This is a genomic window from Parabacteroides sp. D25, assembly GCF_000307475.1.
GTDB lineage: Bacteria > Bacteroidota > Bacteroidia > Bacteroidales > Tannerellaceae > Parabacteroides > Parabacteroides distasonis.
Genome location: NZ_JH976501.1, coordinates 442,667 through 455,512 on the forward strand (window position 1 = coordinate 442,667; position 12,846 = coordinate 455,512).

Genomic DNA, 12,846 nt, shown 5'->3' on the forward strand with positions numbered 1-12,846 from the left:
TTTCCTGTTCTTTATAAAATGCCATGATAATGAAAGCAATACCAAAAACACTGTTCTCAGCCGTAATAATATGTCAAATATACTTGAATGTCGTTACGGTATTTATATCTAATTCCCCGGCATACAGGGCAGGAATTAATGCCCGTTGTCCGTTTAGCTCATGCGTTATCGAAAACAGGAGAGCTAAGAATCCAGCAACGAGATAATAGTAATTTATCTTTTTCATTTTATTTTTTATTTGAAAGAGGAAGACTATTGTTTTACGATAATCTTCCCTCTTTGAGTTAATTAGATCTTCTTCCCGATATAAAACACATAACCATAGAACTCTTTGTATTTGTCATACAACACCTTTTCATGGCGTTGACCGGCTATAAGTTCCTCAGCGGTTTTGCTGCCTGCATGTTTCTTCAGAAACTCATCCTGTATCTTGCTGCATGGAGAAAAGTAATGCTCTGTCCAGCAGGTTTCAGGTAACGTAAATGCGGCAACAAGACGATAACCGGCTTTCTGCAAGACTGAAATATTATGACTTATCGTGTTCATTTCAGGAACTGCGTCAAGCCAGAACTTTTCGATTTCGGCGGGGCGGTCATCCGTAAACCACGACTCATAGGTCAGGGCGACATAACCGTCTTTTTTTAGAAAGCCGTTCCAATAATTCAAGCCTTTTTTAAAGCCGATATTGGCGATAGCCCCTTCAGACCAGATAAGGTCTAAGGATTCTTTCCCGAAAGGAAGATCGTCCATTGAACCTACAACACCTTTTACTCTATCGGAAAGGTCAGATTGTTTGGCGTTCCGATTGAATATATTGATAAATTCAGGAAAGAGGTCAAGCCCGGTAATCTGCCCCGGAGCGTTCTCTGCCAAAATCATTGTCTGCCCTCCCGTACCGCAACCAAGGTCGGCAATGCGGGAATTATCAGCCAAATTGTCGATAAAACTCAACGCTTTAAGAGTTGCTTCTGGGCTGCCCGGTCCTTGACGTTCTACGTTTGAAAAGTATTCGCAGATCAGGTTGAAATCGAATTCGTGAATTGTTTTATTTTCGTTACTCATGATGTTTTTTATTAAAAGTTATCTATCTGATTCTTCATTTCGCCAATGCTCGGGTTTGTTTAATTCTTCGCTGCATTTAATTTTTCCTTTACCGATTTCGAATCCTTTTGGGCTTATTGGTTGAACCATCCAATAATCACTATATTCTTCCAAAATGGGATAAGGCGCAGGATAACCTAAATGATTGGCATCAGGTATAAATCCATATTTAGGATAATATTCTTTATGCCCTAATACGAACACAAGGTTTGAACCTTTTTCTTGTAATTTCTCTATACCAGCCTTTATCAGCATTCCACCAATACCTTGCCGTTGATATTCCGGTTTTACAGCCAAAGGTGCAAGAATATGCATCATCGGTTGCTGCTGCTGTTCGTTGAAATAGGCTCTGGTAAAAAGAATATGTCCGATAGGCTCGTCTTTATAAAAAGCAAGAAGTGAGACTATCGGTTTGGTTGTATTGTCGGCTAATAACTCTGCTACGAGTTCGGCTTCCTTATCATAGCCGAATGCCAATTTCTCAACTTCCATTATATGGCTAAAATCGCTTGTCGCAGTTTCTCTTATTTGAATATTATTTAAATTCATTGTATTATGTATGTTAAGAACTTCAACAAATGCATAACGCACCTTGTCAAGCTTTAATTAATTCCTAAAGGTATATGAAAAATAGCTCGGGCAGGAATATGCCCGAGTATGATGGTGGGATAACCCCGACAGGAACGTCTGAGGTTATTTACTTTACAATTTCCTTCTTTGTTTTACACATAGGTTGCAAAAGTAATGGTTTTTTCTGTATTTATATTATTGGAGAGCTGGAAATTATGTCAAACCGTTTTAAATTGCAAAATATGCTTATTATAATATCTTTATAGTCAGAGGTTTCCAATACAGTGAAAATAGATAGGAAAAAGCAGGCTAACTTTGTTGGCAAATTAAGCTAGGTTCATCGGCAAAGTATGTTAAGTTCATCGGCAAAGTAACTTAACATACTTTGAAAGTGGAGCAATAGGTATGTGTTAATGATTCGTCCCCTCGAATAAATCCTTTGAATTGTTGGATAAGCCATTCTTTAGCTTGAACTGGTTGAACGTATAGCTAAGGGTCAAGCCTATCAACGGGTAATCGGGCCGGATTCGTGTTTTGGAAATCAAGTTCGAGGAAGTGATCGTATTGACATAACGGGCCGTATTGAAGACATCCCGGAAAGAGAGGGTGGCCGTCAACTTTCGTTTGAAGAATTGTTGCCGTATCGCTAGGTTGACAAAACAGAACGACTGGGTTCTTCCTTGGGTGGTTACGGAAGGACCTACGAAATTGCCGTCAAGCTGTATCCTTGTGTATTTCCCGGCCGTGAAAGCGTTGTTCCAAGCGATCTCGTAATTGGTACTGGTCTCATTCTTTCCGTCCGTCTTATACTCGTTCTCTACCCGGTAGTGATAAAGGCTACCGTTTATTTGCGTATTCCACCAACTGGTGGCCTGCAAACTGCCCGATAGTTCTATTCCGGTGGAATAATCATGTCCCACGTTCGCCATGGAATCCAAGGTAACCCCGGCTTGGTAAGGAACCCGTAATCGTTCGATCTTGTCTTTGCGGGTTCGGTGGAATAGGGAGGCAGACAAGGCATTGTCGCCGGAAGTCAAGGAATAATTCAACTCGAAAGAATGAATGTACTCCGGGCGTATATCCGGGTTACCGATCTCGGCTGTATAGTAATCCTTGTAAGTGATGTATGGCTCCATGAAATAAAGCTCCGGTCGGGTCGTACGACGGCTGTAAGCGAATAGAAGCTTCTGATTTTGTGTGAGGTTATAACCGATATGGGCGGATGGGAACAACTCAAAACGCCTTTGTAGGCGGTTCGCCCAATCTTTGGAGCTACGTAATACTTGATGCGTATGTTCTCCTCGTAATCCTACTTGAAAATCAAAAGACCGGTAGCTATCCCCAACGATCGCATAAAGGAAGTTGATCCCTTGTTGGAAATAGAACGTGTTGTAAATATCGTCACGCCAGAAGAACTCTTTGGTATCCGGGTTCCAAAACTGCATACTATAATCGCCGTCTTCCGAGTATGAGAAATATTGATAACCCGCCTTGATTTGTCCGGTTTTGCTGTATGGAAATACATAATCGGCTTTCGTACGGACGGTCCAACGATGTTCGGCCTCCCACGCACGATGACCTTGCTGGCGTACGTTGTTTTTGTCGAACAGATCGCTTTGGAAATATTCCAGAGCGTCGCCTCCATATTTCAAGAAGAAGCTACCGCTAAGGTTATGCCCCTTATCATTGAACTTATGATCCACGGCCAGATTCCCTAGTCCGAAAGTCTCATGGATATCAAAGTCGTCAAGGCTCTTGAACTCTCCGTTCTCGAATTGCTCGCCATTAGCGGAACGTTCTTCCGTATATTCAAGATCCCCTTTTCGTTTGAGTCCGGCATATCCGCCTTCCGCGTTAATAGAAAAAGTCGTTTGTTTTTGTGTATAGCTCCAACCTCCGTTGAGAATATATGCGTAGCCGTTACTTTCACGGGGGCCATTGGAATAAGAAGTCGTTGTCGTATCGTTTACCAACGTCGTTTTCTCTTGGGTAAAATGACTTTTGCGAAGTCGGTTTCCCACATAACCGCCTATACGCCATTGAGACGCCTTGTTTTGTCCGGTCAACAAGAAATCCAAGGTCCGGCTCCATACCGTATTCCCGCTTAGGTTGATTACTCCGCTCAGCCCTTCCCCGAAGTTCTTCTTGGTAATGACATTGATGATCCCGACATCACCCCCTGTATCATGTTGGGCGGACGGGGTGGTGATGATCTCTATATTCTGGATTTGTCCGGACGGGATCTGTTCCAAGGCTTGGGTCCCGGTAAATATACTGGGCTTTCCATCTACGTAGACCGTGAATCCGCTACTCCCCCGGAAGGTAACCTCTCCCTCGGCGTTCACCCGGATGGAAGGCGTGTTCTCTAGGATATCGACAGCGGTTCCTCCCGAGGAAAGCAGGTTGGAAGAAGCCTCGATGATCTTTTTATCCAGTTTATAGATGACTTGTTTCTTGTTGGCTACGACCTCCACTTCCTGTAAGCCTACCTCAAGCATTTGCATCGGGATAATACCCAGATCCTTGATTTGCTCTGTAAGGATAAACTCCTCTCCCATATAAACATCATATCCCAGAAAATGGATACGGATCGAATACGTTCCCGGTTTTACGGGCTGGATTAGAAAAGAACCGTTCGCTTCAGTCATAGCTTCTTCGACGATATGATCTCCATCATATAATACAACGTGAGCGTAGTCTAATGCCTTACGGGTGGTTTGATCGATTACGATTCCTTTAATACCCGGATTCGCATGGATAGATAGTAGCACGCTAAGGAATACTAGCGATAGAAAAAGTTTTCTCATATTTTACATTCGTTTTAGAATTGATACCGCAAAGCTAGGGAAATAGGGAGGGAGCGGGCCGGACATATGTTTCATAATACCGTACAAATCGTTCAATCTTTCTATTTTCTGTGATTTTCACCTACTTAATCTTTATATTTGGGGCTTTAATCAGATGAATGGATGAGAATATACCTTTTACTGCTGTTTGTACTTATGATAACGAGAGCGCAAGCTACCAACGTTATTTTTGACCGGATAACAATGGATAGCGGGCTTTCTTCTTCCTCGGTAACCTCTATTTTGAAGGATCGTACCGGGTATGTCTGGGTCGGGACGACTGAAGGCTTGAACCGCTACGATGGATATACGTTTAAAGTATTCTTGCCCGTACCGGATTGTCCGGAAAGTATACAAAGCAGTTCTATCGATAAATTATTCGAGGATTCAGATGGAGGTATCTGGATCTTTTTTTCCTCGGGTGGGATTAGCCGTTATGACAGAGGTTCGGATACATTTCTGAATTTCACGAAAGAATGGCTTCGACAACAGTTACGTGTGTATGGTAGTCCTACTTGTTTCTCGGCCTCCGTTCCGGGACATATCTTTATAGGTACGGAGAACGGGATGTTGGAGTATGACGCTAAAGAGAAGAAATTGGTACGCCTTTCGCCGGCGGGTTCGGTAGTCTCGTCGTCTCCTGTGAATTGTTTGTATTCGGCACCGGATCATTCGTTTTGGGTAGGGACTTTAGCAGGTTTTAGTTTGTATGACAAAGAAACAAACCACTTTCAAGATTATACGATACGGACAAATGACCGGGAGGATATCAATGCCGGCAATTTGAATGGCGTTAACGCGATCTATATCGACCGGTTTGATTATATGTGGTTAGGTACGGGACGTGAAGGGGCTTTTCGTTCGGTTGATATGGGAGAGCGAGAGATCTTCCAATCTGTCGGTCGTGAGGATACTCGGGTATATCAATTCTTGGAGACCGGTGATGGTGATTTCTGGATCGGACATAATAAGGGGGCAAGCTTGATTAGCCGGATGAACCGGCTTGCCTTGCGATGTGAGCATTTCTTTGACCGGCCGGAGGATCTGGAACCTACGGGAGAATGCCAAGTGAGATCCATCTTCGAGAGTAAGGACGGAACGGTCTGGTTTGATGATAGCCGTTTCAATCAAGGTCTTTTTTATTATTCTCCGAAGGAGAGGAAAATGGGACAGTTGAGGAACGTGCCGGAAGACGCACATTCTATCAGCAGTAACCAGATTACCTGTTTGTTTCTGGATGACTCGGATCATCTGTGGGCGGGGCATTCCACGTATGGGGTGAGCCATGCGGATTTAACACCTTCCTTGTTTCGATATACCTTGGGATACACGGAAAAAGAGAATCTGTCTTCTCTTCATATCCTAGCCGTTTATGAGGATTCGGACCTGAATCTTTGGGTTGCGACCTCTAGGGGATTAGATCGGATTAACCATAAGACTTCCCGGGTAGATATGCGTTTTACCTTCTCACCCCGAAAAAGTCCGTCCTCTTTATCCGGAAAGATTATAGGTTCTATCCGTGAGGATTCGGAGCGGAACCTATGGATCAGTTATCAAGACGCCAACCCGGACCGGTTGAATCTGGATGATTTCCGAATCCGCCCTTTTATACCGGATTACCAAGTCTCTTATGATTATCCGATCAACTCGTTGTCGGAGTTATGTAACTTATGCGTGAGCGAAGAGTCTTGGTTTTGGGGAGGAGCGGATGAGGGGCGGCTTCGGGTGTGGGATACGAAGACGAGAGCGCTTATCACGTATCGATATATACCGGGTGAGATGAATCCCCTTGCGTCGAATCATATTCATTGTCTGTTTGTGGACTCTTCCGGTTATTTGTGGATCGGTACGAATGCGGGGTTGGATCAATACGACAAGCGAACCGGGCGATTTGATCATTTCACGGTACAGGATGGCTTATCGGGAAATATCGTACGAGGAATCCGTGAAGGTGAGCCGGGCATCCTGTTTGTCAGCACGAATAAAGGGCTGAGTCGCTTGGATATACAAAACCGGCATATCGTTAATTATACGACGGCGAACGGTTTATTATCGAATGAGTTTATGGGTGGCGCTTGCTGTAAGCGCAAATCGGGTGAACTTGTATTTGGCAGTAATGAGGGGATCGTTTCTTTTGATCCCGTTCAGTTAACGGACGGTTTGAGAAAAATACCTGAGTCTTTGCGAATCACGAACCTCACGATCGGAGACTCACGTGAGAAGCAAGGTTTACAGGTGGGTTTTATTGCGTTCGATTATTCTCATCCCCGTAGTATCCGATACCGGTATCGTCTGGATGGATATGATACGGATTGGCGGGAGGTGGACGCCAGCGATCGTACGGCTATATATAACCGCCTACCACCGGGAAACTATGTGTTTCGGGTGGAAACTTCCGGCAATGGTTCCTATTGGAGCGCTCCCATTACCGAACCTGTCAGGATCTTTCCTCCTTGGTGGCGGACGTGGTGGTTTATTTTGCTGGTATTCGTGGTTGTATGCGTACTGTTGTATATCGCCTATAAGAGCCGGGTGCGCTGGTATCAGCTTCGCCAAGCCGAGTTGGAGCGTAAGATACAAGAACGTACACGGCTGTTGAAACAGGCCAAGCAAGAACTGGAGGAAAAAGATGCGTTGAAAACTCGTTTCTTTATGAATGTCTCTCATGAGCTTCGTACCCCGCTGACGATAATCAAGGGATTGACGGAGGATCTGGAACGGCATTCCGGTTCAGAAGAATCTTGTGGAGATAAAGAAACTTTGCGTACGATCTCCCGGAATACCAATCGCTTGATTCGGCATGTCAATGAATTACTGGATTTATCGGTATTGACCCGGGGAGTTCCTTCCCCGCATATTGTTTGTGCGGATCTCAGTCGATTCTTAAAGGAGATTTCGGAAACCTTTATTCCTTTGGCCGATTCCTATAAAATCGCGTTTACGTATTCGATTGCCCCAGATATCTCAATCGCTTATTTTGACAAGAATATCCTAGAGCAGGTTCTATATAATTTACTGTCGAACGCATTTAAGTATACGCCGGATGGTGGTTCGGTAAGCTTTTCCGCTTTATTGGAGCAAAGCTCATCCGATGCGGTCATGACTTTACGAATTACGGATAGTGGAATCGGCATTCCCCCCGAATCGTTACCGTATATTTTTGATCAATATTATAAGGGGGAATCGATAGCGTTTCGCCGCTCGGAGAGTTCGGGGATCGGCCTTGCGTACACAAAAGAGCTATTGGAGTTACATAAGGCAACCATTCAATGTGAGAGTGAATTGGGGAAAGGTTCTGTTTTTACGGTTGCCTTGCCTATATCGGAAGAGGCTTATCCTGAGGAGTGGTTGGAGTATTCGGAACCTAAAATGGAAGAGGCATCTTTGCGGGAATCAGTTCCATTGGAAGGAACAAACCCGGTCCCGGAGAATCTACGACAAACGCTTTTGTTTGTAGAGGATAATGAGGATCTATGTCGTTATTTGATGAATGCTTTTCAAACGGATTACCGGGTCGTGATAGCGAAAAACGGAAAGGTCGGCTTGGAGAAAGCCATGGAGATCCTACCGGACGTGATTGTCTCGGATGTAATGATACCGGTCATGAATGGGATTGAATGTTGCGAGGCTTTGAAAATGGATGAACGGACGGCCCATATACCGGTTATCCTATTGACTGCTTTAGCGGAAGAACGTCAACAATTGGAAGGGTATGGAGCCGGAGCGGATGATTATCTGCCTAAACCGTTCAGTCTTGCTGTCTTAAAAGCGAAGATCAAGAATCTGCTCAAACGTAGTGAGCAACTAAAGTTATATTTCAGGGATCGGTTCGACTTGCGTACTCCGGAGCAAACCATCGCCGATCCGGATAAGGAATTTGTTTCGAAAGTGACAAAGGTCGTTCTGGCTCATTTGCAGGACCCGGAGTTTGATGTAGAGCTTTTCTGTTCCGAGATGGCGATGAGCCGTGCCAGCTTATTTCGGAAATTAAAGTCTACTACTGGTTGCTCCGCTTCCTCATTCACCCGCAATATACGTATAAAGCGTGCCGCCGAGTTATTGGGGCAGCACGCTTATTCGATCGGGGAGGTAGCTGCTCAGGTCGGCTTCTCCGATCCGAACTATTTTACCCGTTGCTTTAAAGAAATTTACGGGATCACTCCGAGTGAGTTTATTCAGACTTCACCGAGTTCACAGGATTCTCATTCGCCGCTTGCCAGTTCCGGAAAGTAACGGTACCGATCGTAACCGAGAGAATGATTAGGAAAGCTACGATGAAGACCCAAAGATGGAGTGGTGTTTTATAAGCGAAATTCTCTAGCCACTGTTGTGTTCCCATCCATGCTATTGGGATCGAGATGATGAAGCAAACGGAGACGATCCGGATATAAGTCTTGTTGAACATCAAAAGAATCTGTCCGGTAGTCGCTCCGTTGATCTTGCGGATACCGATCTCTTTCCGGCGGTATTGCGTCTCAAATAGCACGAGTCCGAATACACCTACGATAGAGATCAAGATCGCCATTATTCCGAATAGGGAGATTAGTTTACCCAGTGTTTGTTCTTTCTGATATAAATTGTTTAAGATGGTGTTGTAGAAAGAGATCTCGAAAGGGAAAGTCGGATCGATCTCTTTCAATGTTTCCCGGACGTGGGCGACAGCTTCCTGTAAATTCGTTTTCGAATTGAAGCGGATATAGGATACCAATTTAGGATTGGGTATATCGTTATTCAATGCGAATACGAAAGGCGAGCTTGCGATCCGGCAAGAGTTAAACCGGAAATCCTTGCTGACTCCTAGAACCGTACGATCATTGAAACGATCTCCGGGATGTAAGTGGAAATCCCGCTCTGCCGCCGGATTGATGATATAATCACTTTGTGCCTTGTTTAAATCCTCCCGTGTAAAATCCCTTCCTTCCTCTACTTGGATATCCATGACGGAAAGGAAATTCTCGGAGGCATAGAATACCTTGAAGAATACATCCTTATCTTCATGACGGGCATATTCGAGATCGATCATGTCATCTTCTTTCGATAATTCGTAGACGGAGAAGGCCACATCCTCTATTCCCGGATAATCTTTAAGTTTCTGGATATATTGGGGCTTATGCTTGGCGTAGATCTCCGGTGTCAGGTTCACGATGGCTACTTGGTCTTTATTGAATCCTAGTTGCTCGCTAGAGGTCATGAAATGGTTCTGAAGTCCCATGAATAAGGTGACAATAATCAAGGCGATCGATACCGTGTATTGGAAACCGATCAGGGCGACACGTACTTTTTTCCCTTTGGGACTAAGACCGAAAGAGCCCTTTAGTACCAAGGCCGGCGCATAGGAGGTACTTCGTATAGCTGGATAAAGTCCTGCCAAGCAACCCGTCAAGATAGCGATCAGTGCTGTGAGAAGGATCAGGCCTTTGTATTGACTAAGACGTATATCCGCATCTACCCAATTAGCGATCGGTGTGTAAGACAAATCGTTTACGATGAATAAGGCGAGAATGTAGGATATCAAGCAGATCACGATCGATTCAATCAGTGAGATGGCTCGTAACTTATAGATGGAGCATCCTAATACCCGGTGCGTATTGATCGTTTTCAATCGTAGGGGAATCAACGAGGTTGTGAGATTGGTAAAATTGATTCCGGCGATGAATAAGATGAGGAAAGCGATACCCAGTAACACATAATTTGTCTCCCGGTGACCTTTCGGATTAAAGTCGAAAGTTGTATCATGCGTGTAATAAACATCCTTTAAGGGGGTTAGACGTAATGCGATCTCTTGCGCTGAACCCATTTGGCTTTTAGCGAAATCGAAAGTCTTGTTGAAATGATCCAATACCTCCTCTTTATTTAGGGGGTCGTCTAGCGTGACGTATATTTCGTTGGCATACATTTGCCAAGAACTTTTTAATAGACCCAGTTGGTCCATCGGGACGTAAATACGGTTTTGTACCGTAGTATTTCCCGGGAAATCCTTATAGACACCCCCAATAGTAAGTATCGTGGTACTTACAGGTTGCCAGCCACTACTGCCGGACATCCGGATACGTTTACCGATAGCGGATTGTTTGTCGAACAGCCTTTTGGCGACACTCTCCGGAATGAGTACGGAACCGGGAATGGATAGGCATTCGACGGAACCTTCTTTCATGTGGAAATCAAAGACATCTGAGATATTGGGTAGACAAAGCTGGAAGTTTTCCTTAAATACTTTCGCTTCTCCTTGATCGTCTACCTCGTCGATTTGGCAATACCGTTCTCCTCCGTAGAATGGATAACGGTAGGAGTAATCCGTGATATGAGCGGATGAGTTAACAAAAGCATCGCTAAACATTAGGCAATGGATGGCGTTATGCTCGAATTCTCCGTGATTTGCCTCTAGCCGGAAGGTTCGGCCCGATTTACTGTGCATGGCATCGTAATTCATCTCGTAATCCACCTGCATTACTATCAGGAGGAAGGCGGCGAAAGCGATTGTCAAGCCGAAGAGGTTTAACACGACGGCGGTCTTAAACCGCTTGAATAGATAAAGTAAGTTTCGAATCATTAGTTTCATTGTAACAGGTTTTAAATATATTCATTTTTTAGAAAAGAGGCAAATAATGTGCCATCGATGTAACGTTCTGCTAATCATAAGATAATAGAAAAATGCTTAGAAACGATTGTGTGTGCCTTCGCACGGTGCACGTTCGCTTTCGCACGTTATTTGATTTTAATTCGTAAGTTCGCGGATGTTTTACATATAGAAAGATAATTCGGAAATATCAGCATGGAAACTTCAAATAAACTCTGTTATTGGTTCCTTTTTTATAAAGACCAACTGTTGCTTCAGAAAGAGAATGATACGTATACCATCCCTTATGGCGAGAATCCCCCAGTTCCGGTTTCTCATACGCTGGAGGTTGATTACCGGGATGGACTTCCCGCGCGTACGGCAGAATTGGATACTCCGGTGGAGGGGAATGACCGTTACGTACATATGGGGTTGCGTGCCTCTTGGGATTATATCTCGAGAGCGTGTTACGAGAAGGCGGGTAAGGCTTTTCAATTGCTTTATTGGGATAGCCATAGCCGTTTCTGCCCGGTATGTGGTACTCCTACCGTGCAGACTACGTCGATCATGAAGCAATGTCCTTCTTGCAAACATGAGATTTATCCGACAATCTCAGCAGCGATGATCGTCTTGATCCGTAAGGAGGATTCGATTCTTTTGGTACATGCCCGTAATTTCCGGGGAACTTTCCATGGATTAGTGGCCGGATTCTTAGAAGTTGGCGAGACCTTGGAAGAGTGTGTGCGTCGGGAGGTCCGTGAGGAAACGGGTTTAGAGGTCGATAATATCACTTATTTCGGAAACCAACCCTGGCCTTATCCGAGTGGCTTGATGGTAGGCTTTGTAGCGGATTATGTAAGTGGGGAAATTAAGTTGCAGGATGAGGAACTAAGTTCTGGTGCCTTCTATACCAAAGATAACTTACCGGAGATCCCCCGTAAGTTGAGCTTGGCCCGTAAGCTAATCGATTGGTGGTTGGATCATCAATGAGGAGTCCTTTTTTGCGGCCTCTGCCTGTTGTCTTTCGAATTTCTTCCTTTTAGAGATGACATCCGGGGTAGGGAGGTTGCCGTAGTTTTGCCAAGTTCCGTTGCGTTTTGCGTTGCGTTTATGGACATATGTTTTCCGGCTGGTCATCCTTCCTAGATCGAAGGTTGCTAGTGAGGTACGACCACTGGACGGAGTCCTTTTCAATTCATCTAAGATAGATTGATAGACAGGCAGTATCTTTTTATACGGTGGATTATGTCGCCAGAATACCGATGGTGGTAAATCCTTCAATGCTACTTTTCGGTGTGTCGTATCGTCTTGTTGGATATATTCTGAGAAATCTCTGGTGATAGGGATATTGCTGGGAGCGGCCAGTTGAGGTTTCCCCATCGGTTTTCCCGGTTCCGGGTTGAGGAAAGAACCGCTTTGGATTGCTTTTTGGAATTCAGGGTTCAATTTGATGGAATCTTTGCCTGCTAATACATCCTTTAGCCAGATCGAATCTTGCTCAGTCCATTGCGCATAGCCTAAGTGTATATTTATACAGACGAAAAATCCAATCAATAGTGGTCTCATGAATGCCTGAATTGTTAATTGTGTTCAAAGATAGTCTTCCTTCTTTCTCCTCGTTTTTTCTTTCGCTTAAATAGTCTTACCGTTTACTTAATCTTAACCCTCTTTGCGGACTATTAATTTAACAGTTCATCTGCGCACGATAATCGTTCGATTACGCACGCTTCTTCCATTGATTTAATACCTACCTTTGAGGCATCACAAACTAGT

At 44.4% G+C, this 12,846-nt stretch carries 8 protein-coding genes; 2 read left to right on the forward strand and 6 right to left on the reverse strand.

From position 1 onward, the window contains the following. Positions 1-73 precede the first annotated feature (73 nt). The 4 genes from HMPREF0999_RS22880 to HMPREF0999_RS05350 all read right to left on the reverse strand — a co-directional run bounded on the left by HMPREF0999_RS22880 (position 74) and on the right by HMPREF0999_RS05350 (position 4,478). Positions 74-226: a hypothetical protein gene (locus HMPREF0999_RS22880; RefSeq protein ID WP_009275371.1), complete on the reverse strand. Its 153-nt coding sequence runs from the start codon at positions 224-226 to the stop codon at positions 74-76. 62 nt (positions 227-288) lie between these two features. Next, positions 289-1,062 carry a class I SAM-dependent methyltransferase gene (locus HMPREF0999_RS05340; RefSeq protein WP_009275372.1) on the reverse strand — a complete coding sequence of 258 codons (774 nt, stop codon included), beginning with the start codon at positions 1,060-1,062 and terminating at the stop codon, positions 289-291. A gap of 18 nt (positions 1,063-1,080) precedes the next feature. Further along, entirely contained in the window at positions 1,081-1,650 is a 570-nt protein-coding gene (locus tag HMPREF0999_RS05345; RefSeq protein WP_009275373.1) for a GNAT family N-acetyltransferase, read from the reverse strand. Positions 1,651-2,081: 431 nt separating this feature from the next. Next, the gene (locus tag HMPREF0999_RS05350) at positions 2,082-4,478 is read right to left on the reverse strand and encodes a TonB-dependent receptor (RefSeq protein WP_009275375.1); all 2,397 of its coding nucleotides are present in this window, start codon (positions 4,476-4,478) and stop codon (positions 2,082-2,084) included. 162 nt (positions 4,479-4,640) lie between these two features. Between HMPREF0999_RS05350 and HMPREF0999_RS05355 the strand changes: the two genes are divergently transcribed. Next, complete coding sequence (locus HMPREF0999_RS05355) at positions 4,641-8,750, forward strand: hybrid sensor histidine kinase/response regulator transcription factor (protein WP_009275376.1); 4,110 nt, start codon at positions 4,641-4,643, stop codon at positions 8,748-8,750. Here HMPREF0999_RS05355 and HMPREF0999_RS05360 read toward each other — a convergent pair. Further along, positions 8,689-11,076 (reverse strand): ABC transporter permease, encoded by a 2,388-nt coding sequence (locus HMPREF0999_RS05360; protein WP_009275377.1) that lies wholly within the window; start codon positions 11,074-11,076, stop codon positions 8,689-8,691. The genes HMPREF0999_RS05355 and HMPREF0999_RS05360 overlap by 62 nt on opposite strands. Positions 11,077-11,289: 213 nt before the next feature. Here HMPREF0999_RS05360 and nudC point away from each other — a divergent pair, with 213 nt between their 5' ends. Further along, positions 11,290-12,063, forward strand: a complete 774-nt coding sequence (gene nudC, locus HMPREF0999_RS05365; protein WP_009016882.1) for an NAD(+) diphosphatase — start codon at positions 11,290-11,292, stop codon at positions 12,061-12,063. Here the strand turns inward: nudC and HMPREF0999_RS05370 are convergent. Next, on the reverse strand, positions 12,034-12,639 hold the full coding sequence (locus HMPREF0999_RS05370; RefSeq protein WP_009275378.1) for a DUF4858 domain-containing protein: 606 nt from the start codon (positions 12,637-12,639) through the stop codon (positions 12,034-12,036). The two genes, nudC and HMPREF0999_RS05370, sit on opposite strands and share 30 nt — an antisense overlap. Positions 12,640-12,846: the final 207 nt, after the last annotated feature.